The 20,503-nt window shown below is 38.1% G+C and carries 22 protein-coding genes; 11 read left to right on the top strand and 11 right to left on the bottom strand.

The annotated features are described in order from the left end of the window. Nucleotides 1-63: 63 nt before the first annotated feature. A complete protein-coding gene (locus ACFX4G_RS16155; RefSeq protein ID WP_377575669.1) occupies nucleotides 64-855 on the top strand; it encodes a hypothetical protein in 792 nt (263 codons plus the stop codon). A 62-nt stretch (nucleotides 856-917) separates the two neighbouring features. Here ACFX4G_RS16155 and ald read toward each other — a convergent pair whose 3' ends face one another. Next, nucleotides 918-2,051 (bottom strand): alanine dehydrogenase, encoded by a 1,134-nt coding sequence (gene ald / locus ACFX4G_RS16150; protein WP_013059863.1) that lies wholly within the window; start codon nucleotides 2,049-2,051, stop codon nucleotides 918-920. Nucleotides 2,052-2,302: 251 nt separating this feature from the next. Then, entirely contained in the window at nucleotides 2,303-3,538 is a 1,236-nt protein-coding gene (locus tag ACFX4G_RS16145; protein WP_028409727.1) for a PucR family transcriptional regulator, read from the bottom strand. Nucleotides 3,539-3,933: 395 nt separating this feature from the next. Here ACFX4G_RS16145 and gndA point away from each other — a divergent pair, with 395 nt between their 5' ends. Then, nucleotides 3,934-5,346 (top strand): NADP-dependent phosphogluconate dehydrogenase, encoded by a 1,413-nt coding sequence (gene gndA, locus ACFX4G_RS16140; protein ID WP_013059861.1) that lies wholly within the window; start codon nucleotides 3,934-3,936, stop codon nucleotides 5,344-5,346. Nucleotides 5,347-5,388: 42 nt separating this feature from the next. On the opposite strand, the gene zwf is transcribed toward gndA, so the two are convergent. Further along, the gene (gene zwf / locus ACFX4G_RS16135) at nucleotides 5,389-6,891 is read right to left on the bottom strand and encodes a glucose-6-phosphate dehydrogenase (RefSeq protein WP_013059860.1); all 1,503 of its coding nucleotides are present in this window, start codon (nucleotides 6,889-6,891) and stop codon (nucleotides 5,389-5,391) included. Between the two features lie 305 nt (nucleotides 6,892-7,196). Continuing rightward, complete coding sequence (locus ACFX4G_RS16130) at nucleotides 7,197-7,643, bottom strand: staygreen family protein (RefSeq protein WP_025752460.1); 447 nt, start codon at nucleotides 7,641-7,643, stop codon at nucleotides 7,197-7,199. Nucleotides 7,644-7,820: 177 nt separating this feature from the next. On the opposite strand from ACFX4G_RS16130, the gene ACFX4G_RS16125 reads away from it, so the two are divergent. The 3 genes from ACFX4G_RS16125 to ACFX4G_RS16115 all read left to right on the top strand — a co-directional run bounded on the left by ACFX4G_RS16125 (nucleotide 7,821) and on the right by ACFX4G_RS16115 (nucleotide 9,303). After that, complete coding sequence (locus tag ACFX4G_RS16125; RefSeq protein ID WP_097824932.1) at nucleotides 7,821-8,495, top strand: uracil-DNA glycosylase; 675 nt, start codon at nucleotides 7,821-7,823, stop codon at nucleotides 8,493-8,495. Between the two features lie 103 nt (nucleotides 8,496-8,598). Continuing rightward, nucleotides 8,599-8,916 (top strand): YwdI family protein, encoded by a 318-nt coding sequence (locus ACFX4G_RS16120; RefSeq protein ID WP_043977526.1) that lies wholly within the window; start codon nucleotides 8,599-8,601, stop codon nucleotides 8,914-8,916. A gap of 15 nt (nucleotides 8,917-8,931) precedes the next feature. Next, the gene (locus ACFX4G_RS16115) at nucleotides 8,932-9,303 is read left to right on the top strand and encodes a DUF423 domain-containing protein (RefSeq protein ID WP_377575665.1); all 372 of its coding nucleotides are present in this window, start codon (nucleotides 8,932-8,934) and stop codon (nucleotides 9,301-9,303) included. 24 nt (nucleotides 9,304-9,327) lie between these two features. Here ACFX4G_RS16115 and gerQ read toward each other — a convergent pair whose 3' ends face one another. From gerQ to hemQ, 3 genes are all read right to left on the bottom strand, one after another. Beyond that, on the bottom strand, nucleotides 9,328-9,807 hold the full coding sequence (gene gerQ / locus ACFX4G_RS16110) for a spore coat protein GerQ (protein WP_043977525.1): 480 nt from the start codon (nucleotides 9,805-9,807) through the stop codon (nucleotides 9,328-9,330). 26 nt (nucleotides 9,808-9,833) lie between these two features. Beyond that, a complete protein-coding gene (locus tag ACFX4G_RS16105; RefSeq protein ID WP_016765947.1) occupies nucleotides 9,834-10,256 on the bottom strand; it encodes a cell wall hydrolase in 423 nt (140 codons plus the stop codon). Between the two features lie 177 nt (nucleotides 10,257-10,433). Continuing rightward, nucleotides 10,434-11,177 carry a hydrogen peroxide-dependent heme synthase gene (hemQ, locus tag ACFX4G_RS16100; RefSeq protein ID WP_043977523.1) on the bottom strand — a complete coding sequence of 248 codons (744 nt, stop codon included), beginning with the start codon at nucleotides 11,175-11,177 and terminating at the stop codon, nucleotides 10,434-10,436. Nucleotides 11,178-11,453: 276 nt separating this feature from the next. Between hemQ and pta the strand changes: the two genes are divergently transcribed. Continuing rightward, nucleotides 11,454-12,425 (top strand): phosphate acetyltransferase, encoded by a 972-nt coding sequence (gene pta / locus ACFX4G_RS16095; RefSeq protein WP_013059853.1) that lies wholly within the window; start codon nucleotides 11,454-11,456, stop codon nucleotides 12,423-12,425. Between the two features lie 33 nt (nucleotides 12,426-12,458). On the opposite strand, the gene lipL is transcribed toward pta, so the two are convergent. Further along, a complete protein-coding gene (gene lipL, locus ACFX4G_RS16090; protein ID WP_043977522.1) occupies nucleotides 12,459-13,310 on the bottom strand; it encodes an octanoyl-[GcvH]:protein N-octanoyltransferase in 852 nt (283 codons plus the stop codon). Nucleotides 13,311-13,438: 128 nt separating this feature from the next. Continuing rightward, entirely contained in the window at nucleotides 13,439-14,113 is a 675-nt protein-coding gene (locus ACFX4G_RS16085; RefSeq protein ID WP_043977519.1) for an RsfA family transcriptional regulator, read from the bottom strand. 201 nt (nucleotides 14,114-14,314) lie between these two features. Here ACFX4G_RS16085 and ACFX4G_RS16080 point away from each other — a divergent pair, with 201 nt between their 5' ends. From ACFX4G_RS16080 to ACFX4G_RS16070, 3 genes are all read left to right on the top strand, one after another. Beyond that, on the top strand, nucleotides 14,315-14,539 hold the full coding sequence (locus ACFX4G_RS16080) for a YuzB family protein (protein WP_013059850.1): 225 nt from the start codon (nucleotides 14,315-14,317) through the stop codon (nucleotides 14,537-14,539). Nucleotides 14,540-14,732: 193 nt separating this feature from the next. Beyond that, nucleotides 14,733-16,040, top strand: a complete 1,308-nt coding sequence (locus ACFX4G_RS16075) for an HD domain-containing protein (protein ID WP_043977517.1) — start codon at nucleotides 14,733-14,735, stop codon at nucleotides 16,038-16,040. Nucleotides 16,041-16,063: 23 nt separating this feature from the next. Then, nucleotides 16,064-16,573 carry a YwgA family protein gene (locus tag ACFX4G_RS16070; protein WP_097824929.1) on the top strand — a complete coding sequence of 170 codons (510 nt, stop codon included), beginning with the start codon at nucleotides 16,064-16,066 and terminating at the stop codon, nucleotides 16,571-16,573. A 46-nt stretch (nucleotides 16,574-16,619) separates the two neighbouring features. Here ACFX4G_RS16070 and ACFX4G_RS16065 read toward each other — a convergent pair whose 3' ends face one another. After that, on the bottom strand, nucleotides 16,620-16,805 hold the full coding sequence (locus ACFX4G_RS16065; RefSeq protein ID WP_097824928.1) for a 2-hydroxymuconate tautomerase: 186 nt from the start codon (nucleotides 16,803-16,805) through the stop codon (nucleotides 16,620-16,622). A 272-nt stretch (nucleotides 16,806-17,077) separates the two neighbouring features. On the opposite strand from ACFX4G_RS16065, the gene ACFX4G_RS16060 reads away from it, so the two are divergent. Beyond that, nucleotides 17,078-17,722 carry a site-2 protease family protein gene (locus ACFX4G_RS16060; protein WP_043977515.1) on the top strand — a complete coding sequence of 215 codons (645 nt, stop codon included), beginning with the start codon at nucleotides 17,078-17,080 and terminating at the stop codon, nucleotides 17,720-17,722. A 19-nt stretch (nucleotides 17,723-17,741) separates the two neighbouring features. Beyond that, entirely contained in the window at nucleotides 17,742-18,254 is a 513-nt protein-coding gene (locus tag ACFX4G_RS16055) for a YwhD family protein (RefSeq protein WP_025752469.1), read from the top strand. A 39-nt stretch (nucleotides 18,255-18,293) separates the two neighbouring features. On the opposite strand, the gene ACFX4G_RS16050 is transcribed toward ACFX4G_RS16055, so the two are convergent. Further along, nucleotides 18,294-20,360, bottom strand: coding sequence for a transglycosylase domain-containing protein (locus tag ACFX4G_RS16050; protein WP_377575660.1), 2,067 nt, complete (start codon nucleotides 20,358-20,360; stop codon nucleotides 18,294-18,296). Nucleotides 20,361-20,503: the final 143 nt, after the last annotated feature.

Here is a 20,503-nt window from a genome sequence, read left to right as displayed (position 1 = left end):
TTTACCTTATGGTACAAGCACTCTTTCTTTTCATGAATAAAATAAAGAGAAACTTAAGAAAGGGTGATTCACATAAAAAAACATTCTAATCATGACAGTTATAAAGACGATTCGTATGCTTTCAATAAATCACAACCTCGCAAAAAAAACCACAAAGATTATTATATGAATTCAAATTTAACAAATGATCACTTCAGAACTGTTAAGACAGGCACTTTAAATGTTTGTATAGTTGTATTACCAGGAGCTAAAGTTGATCGAAACTCCACAGATAATCAGTCTATAGTTCCCAATCGTGTAAAAAGAGACATAGCCGCTGCTAATAAAATATGGAAACAATATGAGAAAAACCGATTAATCCAAGGTGTTACATTTACTATTACACGTTCAGTTGTTTTTTTGGAAAACATCAGTGGCATTGTTAATAATGCAGAAAATTTTCCAATTGGAGGGGCTAGTCATCTTACAATGGTACAAGCAATGCTTAAAACTGGCCGAAAAGTTTGTCAAAATGCTGATGTGTATGTATTTTACATGAATGGAAATAGATTTGGGCCTGTTAATTTTGATTATTCATCTACTCTCGCTGTAACTTATAATTCTTTTCCGCTTATTATTATGACAAATGCAAGTACAGATGAGTATCTTCTCGCACATGAATTAGGTCATTTTATGTTTATTACGAATCGTTTTAACGAGACGGATGATCCAGAACCTTTTCATGAACTAGATGGAAATCATAATAGAACGCCTAGTAACCTTATGTTTCCTACTCCTGAATTCTGGCCAATAGTACCGGAGATTACGAGTGAACAGATACACAAAGCTTTAAATAGTCGTGTTTTTTATAGCTAATTGTTGTTCATGTAAAATAAAAACGCCCTTAACAGCGGGTTAAGGACGTTTTTCACTATTTATTAGATAGAAGCTAATTCTTTTTCAAGAGCTACGTCTACTGATACATAATCATAACCTAAATCATGTGCAACTGCTTCGTACGTAATGGCTCCGTTTGCAACGTTCACTCCTAATTTTAACGCTTCGTTTTGAGCGATTGCTTTGTGAACACCTTTAGAAGCAATTTGAAGTGCGTAAGGTACGGTTACGTTTGTTAAAGCAATTGTTGATGTGCGAGGAACTGCTCCCGGCATGTTTGCAACTGCATAGTGTACAACCCCGTGCTTTTCATAAGTCGGCTGATCGTGTGTTGTAATGTGGTCGATTGTTTCAACAATACCGCCTTGGTCGATTGCTACGTCAACAATAACAGAACCTGGCTTCATTGTTTTCACCATTTCTTCCGTTACTAGTTTTGGAGCTTTTGCACCTGGGATTAATACTGCGCCAATCACTAAATCTGACTCTGCTACTGCATCTGCAATATTGTAAGGGTTTGACACTAGCGTATTGATTTGGTTGCCAAAGATATCGTCTAATTGACGTAGGCGTTCAGGACTTAAATCAATAATTGTTACATCAGCACCCAGGCCAATTGCGATTTTTGCAGCATTTGTACCAACACCGCCGCCTCCGATAATCGTTACTTTTCCGCGGCTAACTCCAGGAACACCCGCTAATAAAATTCCTTTTCCACCGTTTGATTTTTGAAGGAATTGTGCACCGATTTGAGCAGCCATACGTCCTGCTACTTCACTCATAGGTGTTAATAGAGGCAATGTACGATTTACTGCTACTGTTTCATAAGCAATGGCTGTTACGCCGCTATCTTTTAATGCTTTTGCTAGTGCTGGTTCAGCTGCTAAGTGAAGGTATGTGAATAAGATAAGACCTGGTCTAAAATAGCCGTATTCACTTGCTAATGGTTCTTTTACTTTCATAACCATTTCAGCTTGTGCCCAAACGTCAGCTGCTGTCTCAACGATTTCAGCTCCAGCTTTTACATAATCTTCGTTTGTGAAGTTACTTCCAATACCCGCTTCATTTTCAATTAATACACGATGACCTGTACCAACAAATGATGCTACGCCTGCTGGTGTAATCGCTACTCGGTTTTCGTTGTTTTTGATTTCTTTTGGTACGCCAATAATCATGATTAATTTCCCCCTTGGTCGTTTGTGTACCTTTAGTATAAAGAAAGTTTTATGAAATTTCTTTGTCTAGAAAGAAGAATTAAAGAAGTGGTTTTTGTTTAAACACACAAATGTAAACGCTTACTTATCAGAATTTTTAATTTTTGTGTAAGGTCATCTAACATCATAAGGAAATAAAAAGTAAAAAAAGAGCTATTTGTTTATTAGGAAATAAACGAATAGCTCAATGTTAAAAGAAGTTACATTATCTGTTATTTTTTATATTTCATTAACTTAATATCAATATAAAGAGTCATTTTTTGATTAACGTCCTTTAAGTTAATATCACCAATCTCTGAAATTCGCTTTAATCGATAGCTAAGTGTATTCATATGCACATTTAATTCTTTTGCTGCTTCGTTAATGTTATTATCATTATTTAAAAATACTTCGAGAGTCTCCACCAAGTTGCTATTATGACGAAGATCGTAATCAGTTAGCTTCTTTAAAGAATGGTTTTCAAATTGATCTTGCACGCGCTTTTCTAAAATAACATCAAGAAATTGATAAATACCTAATTCCTGATAGTTAATAATCTCTTTCGTTTCTTCTGGAAACTTACTTTTCATATCTAATACGTTCAAGGCTTCTTTATAACTTTTTTCGATATGATCGTGCGATGAATAAATACTGCTGCAGCTGGCTTTAATTTGAGTAACGTCAAAGCGTTCATACATGTTGCCTCTAAAATAGTCTACAAAATCTCGCTGTTCATCAAGAGGGTTTTCAACCGCATCCAAAGAAAGCAGTAAGATTAAGTCATTGCAATCAATCGTATAAAGAACGATTTTCAAGCGATGCATCGTTTTTAGCATATACGAGATTTGACGTTCAGCTTCAGGCGTAATATCTTCTTGGAAGCGGAAGATAGCAATGGAAAACGTTGATGGAGCTGTAATTTGAGCTTCATAAAACGCTTCTGAAATTTCTTGGCGAGACTTAATGTGACCAGTTAATAATTTCCAGAAAAATTCTTGTGAACGTTCCTCTCGTTTATACTTTCGAATTTGAAGCTGTAGCAATTTATTTTTTAATACATTCGCAGCTTTTTTTAATAGCTCTACTTCTTCGTCGCCTAAGGCTTTCTCAATTTCAACAGCCCAGATGAATCCTAGAACTTCTTCATTTTTCCAGATGGAAATAGCTATGCGATCTCCAAGCCCAATTTCATTTATATTTTTCACACGCACAGGTTCATTTGTCTCAAGCAGTTTAGGAATAATGCCTTCTTTCCATAAGTTGTTGATGACTTTTTCCGGAACTCTTCTTCCAATAATTGTGGCAATACGCGCCTGGTCCGTTCTTTCGTCATGGGTGCTATAAGCTAATAAGCGATGATTAGCATCTTCAATGGTAATAGGACAGTTCAATACTTCGCTAATGCGATCAGCGAATTCTTCAAGCGTATCAAAATTTTCCTTGAACGGATCTTTGATTGGTTTCGTCATATATAAAATCCCTCTTCATAAAACAAAATAAGTACTAGTACAGCTTTTTAGCTACAATAAATATAGTAAAACGGTAACAACCGTGTTGATCATCAATTCATTGAAATGATTAACTGCTTAATATTTTAACAAAAGTAATTGTTTAAGAAAATGTTAAAATGCGTCTAAAGGTAGTTAAGAATGTACGGATGATTAGTAACTGCGTTCATTTCGCTTATTTTATCGAAATTTTCTTCAAAATAATCAATGTTCGGTGAGCATGATTCTTTTCAAATGTGTATAATAAAACGTATGATTATGGTTATATCAAACTTGAATCTGTAACTTTCTTTATGATATGTTCAGTTACGATTAGGTTGACCAATTCATATTACACATGAAGGGAAGAATTTAACATGGCAAAACAACAAATCGGTGTTATCGGTTTAGCGGTTATGGGGAAAAACTTGGCGCTAAACATTGAGAGCAGAGGCTATTCTGTTTCAGTTTATAACCGCTCTCCTGAAAAGACAGAAGAGTTCCTAAAAACAGAAGCAGAAGGTAAAAATTTTGCAGGTACATACAGTGTGGAAGAGTTTATTAATTCTCTTGAAAAACCGCGTAAAATTTTATTAATGGTTAAAGCTGGTGCTGCTACAGATGCAACAATTGATTCGTTAAAACCATACTTAGAAAAAGGCGACATTTTAATCGATGGCGGAAATACATTCTTCCAGGATACAATTCGTCGTAACAAAGAGCTAGAAGAATTAGGTATCCATTTCATCGGTACAGGCGTATCCGGCGGAGAAGAAGGCGCATTAAAAGGACCTTCAATCATGCCTGGCGGACAAAAAGAAGCATATGAACTTGTAAAACCAATCTTAACAGCTATTTCAGCGAAAGTTGAAGGCGATGATTGCTGCACATACATTGGACCAAATGGTGCAGGTCACTACGTGAAAATGGTTCATAACGGCATCGAGTATGGCGATATGCAGTTAATTTGTGAAGCATACTTCATTATGAAAAACGTATTAGGTTTAGAAACAGATGAACTACATGAAGTATTTGCTGAATGGAATAAAGGCGAGCTAGATAGCTACTTAATTGAAATCACAGCTGATATCTTTACGAAAAAAGATGAAGAAACAGGTAAAGCACTTGTAGACGTTATTTTAGACACTGCAGGTCAAAAGGGTACAGGTAAATGGACAAGCCAAAGTGCGCTTGACTTAGGTGTACCACTACCAATCATTACGGAATCTGTATTTGCGCGCTTTATTTCAGCTATGAAAGAAGAACGTGTAAAAGCAAGCAAAGTATTGAGCGGTCCAAATGCAGCTGCATTTGAAGGTGATAAAACCGAATTAGTAGAAGCAATCCGTAAAGCATTGTACATGAGTAAAATTTGTTCATATGCGCAAGGGTTTGCTCAAATGAAAGCAGCTTCTGAAGAATATGACTGGAATTTACAGTACGGTGATATTGCAATGATCTTCCGTGGTGGTTGTATCATCCGTGCACAATTCTTACAAAAAATTAAAGAAGCTTACGATCGCGATGCAGATCTAACAAACTTATTATTAGACCCATACTTCAAGGATATCGTAGAAGGCTATCAGTCGGCTCTTCGTGAAGTTATTTCAATTGCGGTTAAACAAGGTATTCCTGTACCAAGTTTCTCAAGTGCATTAGCTTACTATGACAGCTACCGTACAGAAACGTTACCAGCGAACCTTTTACAAGCGCAACGTGACTACTTCGGAGCTCACACATATCAACGTGTTGATAAAGAGGGCGTATTCCATACTGAGTGGTTAAAATAAAAAACAAGAAAAGCAGCTGTATACTACAGCTGCTTTTTTTATTTACTCTTTAGGTGAGAAGTTGTCTTCTCCGACTGGCCACCAGTGGAAACCGTCTTCAGCAAGCAATGCGTCTGATTCTTTTGGTCCCATTGAACCTGATTCGTAGTTCGGGAAGTTTTGTGCTTTTGTGCTTTCCCATGCTTCTGAAATGGTATCAACAAACTTCCAAGAAAGGGCTACTTCATCCCAGTGAGTAAAGTTCGTTGCATCTCCAAGCATGCAATCATAAATAAGGCGCTCATAAGCTTCCGGTGTATTCATTTTATCTCCACAGTTATTGCAATAGTTCAAGTTAATTGGTGTGGACGATGTTGCACCCGGCGTTTTACGCGCGTTTAAGTGAAGCGTAATGCCTTCTTCCGGTTGGATATGAATGACAAGCAAGTTTGGATGAATTTCTTTATCTTTATTGAAGTACAGGTTCATTGGTAAGTCTTTGAACTGTACAACAATTGTCGTTGCTTTTTCTTTCATGCGTTTACCTGTACGGATATAAATTGGTACGCCAGCCCATCTGAAGTTATCGATCATAAGCTTACCAGAAACAAATGTAGCGGTGTTAGACTCAGGATCAACCGAGTTTCCTTCGCGGTAGCCGATCACTTCTTCTCCTTCAAGTACACCTTTGCCGTATTGGCCTCGTACAAAATAATCATCTACTTCATCTACTGATAAAGAGCGAAGAGCACGCAGTACTTTTACTTTTTCACTACGAATTTCTTCCGGTGTTAATTTAATTGGCGGTTCCATTGCAAGCAATGCTACCATTTGAAGCATATGATTTTGTACCATATCTCGAAGGGCACCTGAAGATTCATAGTAACGGCCACGATCTTCTACACCAAGCGTCTCGCTAGACGTAATTTGGATGTTTGAAATGTATTGGTTGTTCCACATCGGTTCAAATAGAGCATTTGCAAAACGGATAACTTCGATATTTTGCACCATTTCTTTACCGAGGTAGTGGTCGATACGATAAATTTGATCTTCCTTAAATGCATGGCGAATTTGTTCGTTTAGTTCTTTAGCGGAAGGATAATCATGACCAAACGGCTTTTCAATGACTAGGCGACTCCAACCGTCTGTTTGTGTTAAACCTTCATTTTTTAAATTCGAAGCAATTGTTCCGAAAAATTCAGGTGCCATTGCTAGATAGAAAATACGATTTCCAGGCACGTTGTATTGCTCATCAAGGCTTTCTGTTAGGCTTTTTAATTCTTGATAAGAAGCGACATCTGTTACGTCAAACGGTTGGTAATAAAAATGTGAAGCAAACTTTTCAATGTCAGCGTCACTGTTTTTGAAACTGCTCACTGATTTTTTTACATTTTCGCGTAATTCGTCATTAGTCCAAGGTCTTCTTGCGACACCAACAACAGCGAAATCTTCCGATAGTTTGTTCGCTTTATATAAGCGGAAAATAGAGGGGAATAACTTACGTTTTGCTAAATCACCTGTAGCGCCAAAAATTACGATAATGGATTTTGGTTGTACATTTGTCATTACTTCTAGGACCTCACTTTGTCGTAGTTACGTTCAATTTTTTTCCGCTTTAACAGACAACACTTAAATGAAATCTGGGGATTCATTGCCCGTTAAACTCGGCCTTTATAAACAAACGAATGATTGCTTGTTTACCTTTTCCTTTATGTATAGAACTACTAATAAATTGTAACGATTTTAAAGGGTTAACGCAAATAGATTAAAACAATTTGTAGTTATTATTCCATGTTTTTAACAAGTTTAAAAGTATTTTGTTTCGAATACGGAGAAAAAGCTACCGTTATTTTAACAGTAGCTTTTCTCATTTATTTATATTGATACAGGGAACCGATAGATTTTTTTGTTGAAAATGGCAAGTCAGGACTATCGGCGATGATAAAAATAGGACAGTGCATTAAAAGTGGATGTTTTTCGAAAAAAGAAGCATCAGCGTGATAGATGGACGATAGAATGACAGGGAGCTGTTCTAAAAAGTGAAGGTAGCGTGTAATGGTTTCATCTGTTGATGTATGCGCACCGATGTAATAATACACAGTAAGGGAATAAAAACCTTTATCAAAGACGAAGGATGCTAAATATTCGTTCCGCTCTTTTTGCATATGATCGTAGGCAAATTCAATGCCGATTTGAATGGAAGGAACAGAAGTGTGTTGACCTGGGAAAACGGTGTATTTTCTTGGTATCATTGGTTCAACGGGTGTAACACCCAGGCTGTAGGTTACATCTATTTGATGGGGATTGCTAATGATCATATGGAATCCCTCCTTTAATATAAAAATACACTCTTTATAAGTGTATACAAAGTTTCATTGAACATGACAATATTAAAATATGCCCAGGCTCTTAGCATATTTAAAGCAGGCAACGTTTGAGCAGGGGGCAGAGTTTACGATAAAATAACAAAAAAGATTATTATGAGGTGATAAACGATGAGTATTTTAAAAAATGACTGGGCTCCTTTATTAGAAGAAGAATTTCAAAAAGACTATTACATACAGCTTCGAGAGTTTTTAGTGGATGAATATAATCACCACACCATTTACCCTGATAAATATGATATTTTTAATGCTTTACACTATACAGATTATAAAAATGTAAAAGTCGTCATATTGGGACAAGATCCTTATCATGGACCAAATCAAGCGCATGGACTGAGCTTCTCTGTTCAACCAGGAGTAAAAACACCGCCTTCTTTAGTGAATATTTACAAAGAGCTGAAAAGTGAAATGGATTATCATATTCCAAATAATGGTTATTTGGTCAAATGGGCAGAACAAGGTGTTCTTTTGCTTAACACTGTTTTAACAGTTAGAAGAGGAGAAGCGAACTCTCACAAAGGAAAAGGGTGGGAACAGCTGACGGATCGTATTATTGAATTAGTGGCACAAAAAGAGGAGCCAGTCGTGTTTTTGCTGTGGGGCAAGCATGCACAAGCTAAAAAAGAGCTTATTCATCATTCGCACCATTTAATTTTGGAAAGCCCGCACCCTAGCCCATTTTCGGCTAATCGAGGCTTTTTTGGCAATAATCACTTTCAACGAGCAAATGAGTTTTTGCTCCAACAAGGACGTCAATCTATTGATTGGCAAATTGACGATGTGTAAAAGTGAGCATTTCATGAAGATTAGCTTCAGACATAGCCTCCTATTTCATCTTTTGATAAAATAGCTGTATAAAGTCATATTGAATGTAAGATGAGGTGTCTACATGGATATAAAAATGACGCAGCTCCTTGATAAAATTAGTGCAGAAGTACAAAAAGCAAAGCACCATTCGAATAGTGCGAACGTTCGAGATCAATTGGTTGCCATAAAAGCACTATGTGAGCTTGCATTAGATCAAAATGGAGAGGTTTCAGTATCGAAACCTGTCTCGGTTTCAAAACCTGTTGTAATGTCTTCACCGGAAATGATGCAATCGCCTGAGATTATGCAGCAACAGATTATTCAGTCATCCAAACCTAATTTTGAAGGAACGAAATTGAAATCAGATGATGCAAACGGCGATAGTCTGTTTGATTTCTAAAGTGAGGAGAAAAACATGAAACTATTTTTAATAATCGGTGCAATCAATGCAATATTAGCGGTTGCTCTTGGTGCTTTTGGAGCACACGGGTTAGAAGGGAAAATTTCAGAGAAGTATTTAGAGGTATGGAAAACGGGAGTGCAGTACCAAATGTTCCATGCAATGGGGCTGTTTGTCATTGCATTTCTATTAAGCAAATTTCCTCAATCTTCTTTGTTAACAGCTTCGGGCTGGATTATGTTCGCGGGGATTGTGCTGTTTTCGGGCAGTCTCTATGTATTAAGTACGTCCGGTATTAAAGTTCTCGGCGCGATTACTCCGCTAGGTGGAGTTGCGTTTATTGTAGCTTGGATTTTAATTGTTGTTGCAGCTGTAAAATGGCTATAAAAAAACCCCTGAAAAGGGGTTTTTTTAACGCGGAGAATAATTGCTCAACTGCTGGCCTCCACCGCTAAACGGATAGTTATATTTGATTGGACCCTCAAAAGTGATGTAATCGAGATAAACCATAAGCAGTAAATAACGAGTGCCAGTTTGTGGATCACTTAAAATGATATGATCGCGTCCGGCTGCTTCAATTTCCCCTCTAAAGACTTTCGCGTTCCACTGCGTATTATTTTCAAACGTCATATATACAGTCGCTATTTTTCCTCGATTTAAACGTAAAATATTTTCAATATATGATTCTTCAATGGGCAGTTGATTTGGGTCTTGCGGGGCACCGCTGCCTCCAGAAGAGGTAGGGGGCGGACCTCCTTGGGTTTGCCCTTGAACCTGCTGGCCGCCTGGCTGGGGCTGCTGCGGCTGAGGCATATAATAAGGGTAGTTTGGACTCATATACGGGTTTTGCATATATTGCTGTTGCGGTTGATTAGACTTTGGTTTTTTCATAGGAACCTCCTTCAAACAAAAAGAAATTAGTAAACTCCTGGACAATCAGCTTGAGTTGGTGCAAAGAAACAGTGAGATTTAAATCGTCCTGTATTATTTTGGTTATACCATTGAGCAGGACAGTCGCCGCTGGGCTTGAAAAACCACAGTGAGTTTTCTGCGGGGTTAAAACGTTCCCCTCTTAATACACGTCGTGCAAGTGTAATTTCAGACTGGCGGGCACGCTGATAAAAGTAGCCTTTTTGAGTTGCTTCAAATCCGCCTGGGTTTTGAAACACCATCTGACGAATGGTTCTTATATTTCTAAAATCTAAACAGGGAGCTTTAGCGCGGTTCACACCTACATTTCCTACCAGTAACATCCCTTGTTTTCCTTCACTTTCAGCTTCAGCTCGAATGAGTCTGGCTAGGAGCTTAACATCTTCTTCGTTGTGTGCAACGACTGCCATTATCCCACCTCGCTTACTTGTGACACTGTTGTATATATATGGTCCTGTAAGTGCGAATATGCCATGGCTAGAAAATAAAAAACCTGTTTCCAAGTGGAAACAGGTTTTTTAGATAAGGCTCATTGATATTTATTGCTCTAGGCGTTACAAAAGCGATGAGCGCTTTTGCGGCTTAGTTTAAACGTGTAAAAAACGTGCAATAGCTTCTTCTTTTAATAAATTTCCGACAAAGAAGCTGCCAAATTCTCCGTAGCGAGCACTTACTTCGTCAAAACGCATTTCGTATACTAATTTTTTAAATTGAAGTACGTCATCTGCAAAAAGAGTAACGCCCCACTCATAATCATCAAAACCAACAGAACCCGTAATGATTTGCTTTACTTTTCCAGCGTATTGACGTCCAATCATTCCATGACTGCGCATTAAGCTGCGTCGCTCTTCCATGGGAAGCATGTACCAATTGTCATTTCCTTGACGACGTTTATCCATTGGATAAAAGCAAACATGACTAGCTTTTGGTAAAGTTGGATATAGTCTAGCTTGGATTTGAGGATTTTCATAAGGGTCCTCCCCAGCAGGTAAGTAGTTGCTTAATTCAACTACTGACACGTATGAATAAGTAGGAATGGTAAACTCAGCAAGCTTTGTTTTATTAAATTCTGTTTCAATTTCATTTAGTTCTTCCATAGTAGGACGAACAAGCATTAGCATAAAGTCTGCTTTTTGGCCGACAATGGTATATAAAGCATGACTGCCTTGCTTCTCAGCTTCAGTTCCTTTCCATTTCTCAATCAACCCTAAAAATTCATGGATAGCCGCTTGGCGATCGTCGCTTGATAACTGCTTCCAAGCGCTCCAATCGATTGAACGGAAATCATGAAGTGCATACCAACCGTCTAATGTTTGTGCTGCTTCTGCCATTTCGTTTCACTCCTATTGTCCGATTATGATAAATTCCAATTCTACTATATCATAGTTTGTCCGAAGAACTGGAATGAAAAACCTGTGATTTTGTGACTAAACTTTAAACAATTGTCGCAAAGTAAAAACAGGTTTCATTTTAGGTGTTAGTGGAAAATTAAGAATTAAAAGACTTTTTTGTAATCATGGATTCTTGAAGGACATGCCTTTGATTTTTAAAAAAAGTGGAGTATCCTATTATGAGAAAAGTTTTTTACATATCGAGGAGGATTTACTTTGAGTGATTTATTTACAGGTTTAAAACAAAAAGTATCAGCTAGCGATGTATCAATCGTATTCCCAGAGGGATTAGATGAGCGCGTATTAGGCGCTGTTTCTCGTTTAGCTGCCGACAATATCTTAAAGCCTATCGTTGTTGGAAACAAAGACGCTGTAGCATCAAAAGCAGCAGAACTAAACGTAAAATTAGACGGTGTTGAGGTTCTAGATCCTCAAAGCTACTCTGAATTTGATGAAATGGTAGCAGCGTTTGTTGAGCGTCGTAAAGGTAAGGCAACAGAAGAAGATGCTCGCAAAATTTTATTAGATGAAAACTATTTTGGCACAATGCTTGTTCATATGAACAAAGCGGACGGTCTTGTAAGCGGAGCTGCTCATTCTACAGCAGACACAGTACGTCCGGCTCTACAAATTATCAAAACAAGACAAGGTGTTAAGAAAACATCTGGCGTATTTATCATGGTTCGCGGTGATCAAAAATACGTATTTGCTGACTGTGCAATCAACATCTCACCTGACAGCCAAGATTTAGCTGAAATTGCTATCGAAAGTGCTCGTACAGCTGAAATGTTCGATATCGATCCTCGTGTTGCTATGCTAAGCTTCTCAACAAAAGGATCAGCAAAATCTCCGGAAACAGAAAAGGTAGCAAACGCAGTAGAAATTGCAAAAGAATTAGCACCAAGCGTAACATTAGACGGCGAATTCCAATTCGACGCAGCATTTGTTCCTTCTGTAGCTGAAAAGAAAGCACCAGGTTCAGTGATTAAAGGAGATGCAAATGTATTTGTATTCCCAAGCCTTGAAGCAGGTAACATTGGTTACAAAATTGCACAGCGCCTAGGAAACTTCGAAGCAGTAGGTCCAATCTTACAAGGTCTAAACAAACCGGTAAACGATCTATCTCGCGGTTGTAACGAAGAAGATGTGTACAAGCTTGCTTTAATCACAGCAGCTCAAGCACTGTAATAAAAAAAACTCCGTCCTTGGGCGGAGTTTTTTTTATTCGGCTAATGAACCTAATGCTTTTTCGTTGCGGTCATACATGCGCTGCAGCTGCGTCTCAAACAGCTCTTGTTCGGTAGCATTTAAAGGCATATTTATAAGAGAAGAGCTCATGCTATTCAGTGTTTGCAATAAAAGCAGCATGACATCAGATACGGTTAACTCAATCTGTAATAGTTCAGATAGAGAAGCCATTGTGTGAGGCTCGATATCTGGGTATGAAAATTTAGTTTCCGTGTTTTGGAGACCTTTTTTGTAAAACTCTTGAATAAGAGAAGCACGTTTAGAACCGCTTCCTTTAACGCATAAGTAAATTTGTACAGCTACTCCGCCGCGAACGCGTCGCTGTGAAATGCCCGCAAACTTTTGATTGCGAATGCTTAAATCAAAGCTGCCGGGACAATAAGAGCCTACGATTTCCTTCGCTTCAATTGCTGTCCCGTAAGATGCAAACATGACCTTAATCAAATCAAACATGGCTTCATATCCACGATCAATATCAATTCCTTTTTCTGCATCAGGAAAAATTAAAGAAATGTTTAGAACATCCTGATCAAGTACGACAGCGAGGCCGCCTGAATTGCGGACGATTGTTTTATATCCTTGTTCATGTAAATAAGCTGCACCTTCAGCTAAATGAGGTAGCTTTGTATCTTGGATGCCTAATACAATCGTATCGTGATGCACCCAAGAGCGCATGACAGCTGGAGATTCACCTCTTCCAACGGTTGTACAAAGCGTGTCATCGATGGCAAAAGAATGACGGGCATCAAAATGAGGACCTAGACTGGATTGATCAATAATACGCCAAGCGGGCTGTGCTAAAAGCTTTAAACTATTCTGCTGCATATCTAAAACCCCTTTATAAACAGTAAACGAACATATTATAGCATAAAGGCGTCGTGTCATTGGCTGTAAAATAGAAAAAGAAGAAAGAAGAGCCAAGTTTGACATCCCTCTTTCTTCGTTCATGTAGCTTATTCAGCCATTTTCTCAAGATTTCCGTTACGATCCATTTTAAATGTAGTAGAAGAACGTTCTTCTTCATCGAATAGAGCTAACTTTCGCGCACGGTTCATGATTTGCATTAATGTTTCATAGTCTTCTTGAATAGTAGTAGCATTTGCCTCGAGATGTTTGATTTGTTTTTCCAACTCTGTGTTTTTCTTAGCTAATTCTGTATTTTCTTGCATCAAGCGTTTGTTTTCGCTTTGTAATGCCTGTAAATTGCTCGCTTGATTTGGCATTGTTTGCAAAAAGCGAATAACGTCAGCCATTGAAAGCTCCTCACTGCTGCTTTTTTCTACTTGTGTTTCAGATAAGCTATATGTTGCTGTAGGTGCAGACATCATTTTTTCCACATGCTCTACAGATGCTGGTGGCGTATATAATAATTTCTTTTTGCCTTGCTCTTGTCCAAGTGCACGCATGCGCTGTTTTCGCTGTTTTTTGGCTAGCTGAAGTGCTTTTTCATACTGATGGCGTACCACAGCATTCCATCTGAATCCACATGCTGCTGAAGTGCGATTTAATTCATCTCCCACTTCTTCAAACGCATTCAGCTGCGTACTTCCTTCGCGGACATGGCGCAGTACTGTTTCAGCTAATAATAAGTCGTTTTCTTCTGTCCAAGCATCTTGTCTATCTTTCACTTTTTTCACTCCTCTATTTTCCATGACTCATAGTAATCATGTTTTGTAGTATCATCATGTACAAAAAATCCATACTTTATACCATTTCTTCTAGGAGTATGATAGATTTTGCTTCCTTCTTTAACTTGCATCGGACTTCAAATAGGGGTAAAATACCCCTTAGACAAAATGATGAACCAATTTTGAAAGGATTGTGTCAACATGGCAAATGAATTTAGAATTTGTGATGATTGTCAGGCAACAAACGTCAAAACGTTGTTACCTCGACTTAAAAAAATAGATGAACAAGCTGAAGTACAAATCGGCTGCCAGTCTTACTGTGGGCCCGGACGTAAAAAGTCATTTGCATTTGTAAACAACCGTCCTGTAGCAGCGCCAACAGAGGATGAATTAATCGAGAAGATTGAGAAAAAAGTAAAAAAATAGATAGTGAAACAATAAATAGCTGCTTTTCTGCTACTTATTTGTCGAACGAGCTTCTTACAAACAGAATCGCCTTGTTTGTTAGGTAAATCACCTTGGTTGCTTGACAAGGTGATTTTTTATTCTGAATAGGAAAATAGGAAGTGAGTGTCGAAAAATTATAGCAACAACAAAGTGAAGATAGAGAGGTATGTAAATGACATATCCTAATGAAAAACTCAGTGAAGAAAAAGTATTTAAAGATCCTGTTCACCGCTATATCCATGTAAGAGATCGTGTTATTTGGGAGCTAATTGGGACAGCCGAATTTCAAAGGCTGCGTCGCATTAGACAGCTAGGAACGACATACTTAACGTTTCATGGGGCTGAGCACAGCCGTTTTAGTCATTCCTTAGGTGTTTATGAAATTGTGCGCCGTATTATTGATGACGGTTTTCAAGGACGCCCTGAATGGAATGAAGATGAGCGTCTTCTTTGTCTTTGTGCTGCTTTACTGCACGATTTAGGTCACGGTCCGTTTTCCCATTCGTTTGAGAAGGTTTTCCACTTAGACCATGAAGAATTTACACAAGCTATTATCGTAGGTGACACAGAGGTAAATCGAGTGTTAACGAAAGTAGGAAAGGATTTTCCTAAAAAAGTGGCTGAAGTAATTGCGAAAACATATGAAAATAAGCTTGTCGTTAGTTTGATTTCCAGTCAAATTGATGCAGATCGCATGGATTATTTGCAGCGTGATGCGTATTACACAGGAGTAAGCTACGGTCACTTTGATATGGAACGAATTTTGCGCGTGATGCGTCCTAGGGAAGACCAAGCCGTGATTAAACACAGCGGTATGCATGCGGTTGAAGATTATATTATGAGCCGCTATCAAATGTACTGGCAAGTGTATTTTCATCCTGTTACGAGAAGTGCTGAAGTGATTTTGACAAAAATTTTACATCGTGCAAAAGAGCTCCATCATCATTACTATGAGTTCAAGCAGGAGCCAACTCATTTTTATTCGATTTTTGAAGAAGAAATATCGCTAAAAGAGTATTTGAAATTAGATGAATCTGTTATTTTATTTTATTTTCAAGCGTGGGAAGAAGAAGAGGATGAAATTTTATCTGATCTATGCCGAAGATTTATGAATCGTCAGCTTTTTAAATACATTGAGTTTAATCCGAATTCACAAATGAAGATGTGGATGGAGCTTACAACATTATTTAAAAAAGCGGGTATTAACCCAGATTATTATTTAGTCGTCGATTCTTCAAGCGACTTACCATACGATTTTTATCGACCGGGTGAAGAGGAAGAACGTTTGCCGATTCATCTGTTGATGCCAAATAATGAAGTGCGTGAATTATCACGTCAGTCGGAGATTGTTGAAGCAATTTCAGGGAAAAAGAGAACCGATCATAAATTATATTTTCCACAAGATCTCATTGATCAATTGTCGTCTAAGCGAAAAGTTAAAGATCAGATTATAAACTTACTAAAAGGAGATCAGAGTTAAATAGTATAGGAGTTGAAGGGGCTGTGTTAAACGATCACGCAAAGATTGTGAAAGTATTTTCCGCGGCGGGAGAAGTTGTTGGCAGAAAAAAGTTACAAAAGATGATATTTATCGGAAAAAAGCTGAAGTTTCCTTTTTATGAAAAGTATAATTTTCACTTTTTTGGACCTTATTCTGAAGAATTAACGCTTCGAATTGAAGAGCTATGTAACTTAGGCTTTTTAAGTGAAATTAAAGAGAAAAAAGGCGGGTATATGCAGTATCGCTACGTATTAACAGAAGCGGGGGAAGGATTTTTAAGCCACTATGACTTAGAACTTCCTTACTTGCAGGAATGTATGAAGGATATGAACGAACAAAGCTCTAAATTTTTGGAGCTTGTCTCTACGATTTTATATTTTGATAATTTACCGAAAGAAGAAGTAAAAGAAAAAGTGTTTACGTTAAAGCGTAAGCAAAACTATACAGAAGAAGACATTTCAGAAGCATACAAATATATTGAAAAACTTCAGGCAACGCTGTCTGTCCATTAAAAAAATGCCATAGGTTCACTCCTATGGCATTTTTTTTATGTAGGCGTTATTGATCGCTTATGCGCTTGCCCGCTACAGCGTAATGGTTTTTAGACATTTCTTCGATGATAATAGATACTTTTTCAGGTGCTGCACCTGTTGTTTCCACCACAGCATCCGTTACTTTTTCAACAAGAGCTCTTTTTTGATCATCTGTACGGCCCTCAAGCATTTTAACAGTTACAACTGGCATAATGTGTACACTCCTTTTTGATCATTATATGATTAGTGTACCCGTTTTCTGAATAAAATGACAGTATGAGATAGTGATGAAGGACATAATCTGTAGTATACTTTTATAATAACATCGATATAAAAAACAGGTGTGCCCAAAGGAGGCCCATCGCTGGTCTTTGAGAACTTTTAGGGCATATTTGAAAAAAATTGTATCCTTCTTAACGCAAAAAAAGATTCATCTAGTAGATGTGATAGGTAGAAATTATTTTAAAATAAAGGAGATAAAGAGTGGAACATTTTTTAGCTTTTGCATTGCAAGACCTTCCTTACGTGGTAATGACTCTTATTGTTGCATTCACGCTGCATGAGTTTGCACATGCGTATGTAGCTTATTTATTTGGAGACCACACGGCTAAAAAGCAAGGAAGGCTAACGCTTTCTCCGCTGGCTCATTTAGATCCATTTGGAACACTTTTGTTAATCATCGCAGGTTTTGGGTGGGCGAAGCCGGTTCCTGTTAATCGCTATTTCTTTAAAAAGCCTCGTTTAGCTGGTATTCTAGTATCGATAGCGGGACCGTTTAGTAACTTGGTGTTGGCATTTATCGGTTTGCTTATTTATTATTTGATGAATAACGCCGCAGTGGATAACGATGCGCTTTATCGTTTTGTTACATTATTTATTCAAATAAACCTAACGCTAGGTGTATTTAACTTGTTGCCTTTTCCGCCTTTAGACGGCTACCGCGTGATTGAAGACCTCGTTCCGCCGTCCACGCGAGCCAAGATGACGCAGTATGAGTCTTGGGGCATTTTTGTATTTTTAATTCTTGTGATTACACCTCTGGATCGCATTGTGATCTGGCCGCTTCTAAACGGAGCAGCAACGTTTGTTATGAATATCTTTCAGCAGATATTAGCACCACTGATTTAATGAATAGAGGAGGCTTACTATGACTCAGCCAAAAAAGAAAAGTATAGGATTTAATATCATAAAAGACGATTCAACCGACGGCCACGGCGGTTACGGGGTTGGAGCGTTAAGTTTAGAAAACATTTCACCCGTTTTTGTTTGTCCGAGCGACGAAGAAGTATTTGTAGATATCGGTGCGATGCATGCAAGAAGTGTAGTGGAAAAAGGAATTAAGTTCTTACCGAATAAAGACGAGGTGCCAAACGGCAAGTTATATTGGCTTGTGTGGGTAACGATTGATCGCAAGCAAGAAGGACCTTACTACGCAGGTATGACAGCATGTGAAATGACCGTTGATCGTGAAATTCGCCGCGGCTATAAGTCACTTCCTGAACACGTGAACAAAATGGATAAATCCTTAAAACGACGCATTATGGTAGAAGAAATGGATAACAAGTCTAAGGATTTGCTTCGTGAGTTTTTGAAGTCTCATAATGAAGAAGTTTGGACGTTATCTAATGATGACTTAAAAGAAGCGCTTCAAACATCGTAATGCTAAAAAAAGCTTAAGGCCTTGGCCTTAAGCTTTTTTTTAATCAAACCATTTGGGTAACCAGTGAAACTTTTTATCTTCTTTTTCACGCTCTTTTTTCTTCGTTTTTGCTGCATGATCGATGTGATCAGTACAATATGTTTTTGGCTGTGTTCCAGTTAAATAATAAGCTTTATATTGAACAGGGCATGATTTGGATGCTAACTTTCCATTTTGAGGATTAATGTTTACGCTCATTAATCCGTTTGGTGCTTTAAACTTTTCTTTTTTCTTCCCTTTTAAAGCCTCTTCCATAAATAATGCCCACATTTTTTTGGCGTATCCTTTTTCAGCTACATCATCCATTGTTCTTCCTTGATCATATCCAACCCAAACGCCTGAAACGAGCTGCGGAGAGTAGCCAATCATCCAGCTGTCCGTAGAGGTTGTGCCGGATTTTCCCGCGTAAGGACGAGATACATATTTAGAAATAGGCTTTCCTGTGACGGTTGTATAGCCATTTAGCTTTTGATTAAACATGCCTGTCATTAAATGGGTAGTAAGAAAAGCATAGCGCTTATCAATGACTTGTTTCTGTTCGGAAGGAGCTTGATAAACAACTTCTCCGTCATGGGTTTCAATTCGTTTAATAAATGTTGGACGAATTTCTTTTCCGCCATTAGCAAAGATGCCGTACGCATTAACCATATCAATAACTTTCACAGGCGAAGTTCCAAGAGCTAAAGATGGAACTTTCTTTAAAGGTGATGATATTCCAAGTGTTTTAGCAGTTTCAATTAAGCGGTTTTCCCCAATGAACAAATGCGTTTTTACGGCATAAATATTATCTGAAAGTGCGATGGCTTGGGCCATTGTAATAGGAGCATTCGCATAATAATTGTGATAGTTGCTAGGCGTGTATGTCGAAACGCCATCTTCCAATTTGAACGTCGTTTCTTCACTTTTCATTGGAGTAGATTCAGTAAAACCATCTTTTAACGCCGCATAGTATAAAAATGGCTTCATCGTTGAACCAGGCTGTCTTATTGCTTGAGTCGCGCGATTAAACGGGCTCTTTTCATAATCTCTTCCACCAATAAGAGCTTTCACTTGTCCATTTTTAGGATTCATCGCAACAAATGCACTTTGTACGTCTGAAGAGCTGCTGATAACATCCTTCATTTTTTCTTTAGCTGTTCGCTGCATCTTTTCATCCAGCGTTGTATAAACGCGAAGTCCATTTGTGTAAATCATGGTTTCATCAATGCCTAAATCTTGCTTTAATTCTGTTAGCGCTGCATCCATAAAGTAAGAGGCATCTTCTTTATTAGGATCTTTTTCGGCAGGCTTTGCGAATGCTAGAGGTGTTACAAGCGCTTTTGTTGCTTGCTTGGCTGTGATAATTCCATCCTCTTTCATAAGAGATAAAATGATATTTTGTCGTTTTTTTGCATTTTCTTGATGAATAAGAGGAGAGTAGTAGCTAGGGCCTTTTGGAATACCTGCTAACATACTCGCTTCACTTAACGTCAAATTTTTGGCATGCTTATCAAAATACAGCCTAGCTGCTGCTTCAATTCCATAAGCTCCATGGCCGTAGTAAATCGTATTCATGTAGCCTTCTAGAATTTGGTCTTTACTATAATTCATTTCTAAACGAATCGTATACAGAGCTTCTTGAAGCTTTCGAGTCCACGTTTTGTCGTGCTCTAAAAACAAGTTTCGTGCATACTGCTGAGTAATGGTACTCGCACCCTGTACTTTCCCCATAGCTTTTATATCAGCTACAACTGCTCCGGCGATTCGATGCATATCAAAGCCGTGATGCTCATAGAAGCGCTTATCTTCAACGGCTAAAGTCGCATCTTTTACGTAAGGTGAAATTTGATTAAGTGAAACCCAGTAGCGCTTTTGTCCATTGTGAACTTCATCAAGAACTTTACCGTTTGCTGAGTAGAAAACAGCTGTTTGAGAAACGTTTAGCGGAGGGGGGCCAGCGATTTTGGCGTAGAGAAAGATGCTTATGTAGGCAAACAATAATAAAGCCCCCGCTAATATACCAAGGACGAGAAGAATTCGGAAGATGCGTCTTGCCTTTTTTAAATGTTCGGTTAATACCGTTTCCATTTCTATTCACCACCAATATGTGTCACTATGCACCGTACATGTTGTTTTCAACACAACAAAATTCTATTAAAAGAGCGATGCAAGTAGATTCTAAAGCTTGTATCTATCATCAGTATGAAATAGAAAAGGTGGTTTTAAACCTC

This window comes from Priestia sp. YIM B13486 (assembly GCF_042787865.1).
Classification (GTDB): domain Bacteria; phylum Bacillota; class Bacilli; order Bacillales; family Bacillaceae_H; genus Priestia; species Priestia megaterium.
This window is presented reverse-complemented; position numbering and strand designations above follow the sequence as displayed.

Coding starts and splice junctions, on each gene's coding strand:
- ald (WP_013059863.1), bottom strand. CDS start 2,051: ATGATTATTGGCGTACCAAAAGAAATCAAAAACAACGAAAACCGAGTA.
- ACFX4G_RS16145 (WP_028409727.1), bottom strand. CDS start 3,538: ATGACGAAACCAATCAAAGATCCGTTCAAGGAAAATTTTGATACGCTT.
- gndA (WP_013059861.1), top strand. CDS start 3,934: ATGGCAAAACAACAAATCGGTGTTATCGGTTTAGCGGTTATGGGGAAA.
- zwf (WP_013059860.1), bottom strand. CDS start 6,891: ATGACAAATGTACAACCAAAATCCATTATCGTAATTTTTGGCGCTACA.
- ACFX4G_RS16130 (WP_025752460.1), bottom strand. CDS start 7,643: ATGATCATTAGCAATCCCCATCAAATAGATGTAACCTACAGCCTGGGT.
- ACFX4G_RS16125 (WP_097824932.1), top strand. CDS start 7,821: ATGAGTATTTTAAAAAATGACTGGGCTCCTTTATTAGAAGAAGAATTT.
- ACFX4G_RS16120 (WP_043977526.1), top strand. CDS start 8,599: ATGGATATAAAAATGACGCAGCTCCTTGATAAAATTAGTGCAGAAGTA.
- ACFX4G_RS16115 (WP_377575665.1), top strand. CDS start 8,932: ATGAAACTATTTTTAATAATCGGTGCAATCAATGCAATATTAGCGGTT.
- gerQ (WP_043977525.1), bottom strand. CDS start 9,807: ATGAAAAAACCAAAGTCTAATCAACCGCAACAGCAATATATGCAAAAC.
- ACFX4G_RS16105 (WP_016765947.1), bottom strand. CDS start 10,256: ATGGCAGTCGTTGCACACAACGAAGAAGATGTTAAGCTCCTAGCCAGA.
- hemQ (WP_043977523.1), bottom strand. CDS start 11,177: ATGGCAGAAGCAGCACAAACATTAGACGGTTGGTATGCACTTCATGAT.
- lipL (WP_043977522.1), bottom strand. CDS start 13,310: ATGCAGCAGAATAGTTTAAAGCTTTTAGCACAGCCCGCTTGGCGTATT.
- ACFX4G_RS16080 (WP_013059850.1), top strand. CDS start 14,315: ATGGCAAATGAATTTAGAATTTGTGATGATTGTCAGGCAACAAACGTC.
- ACFX4G_RS16075 (WP_043977517.1), top strand. CDS start 14,733: ATGACATATCCTAATGAAAAACTCAGTGAAGAAAAAGTATTTAAAGAT.
- ACFX4G_RS16065 (WP_097824928.1), bottom strand. CDS start 16,805: ATGCCAGTTGTAACTGTTAAAATGCTTGAGGGCCGTACAGATGATCAA.
- ACFX4G_RS16055 (WP_025752469.1), top strand. CDS start 17,742: ATGACTCAGCCAAAAAAGAAAAGTATAGGATTTAATATCATAAAAGAC.
- ACFX4G_RS16050 (WP_377575660.1), bottom strand. CDS start 20,360: ATGGAAACGGTATTAACCGAACATTTAAAAAAGGCAAGACGCATCTTC.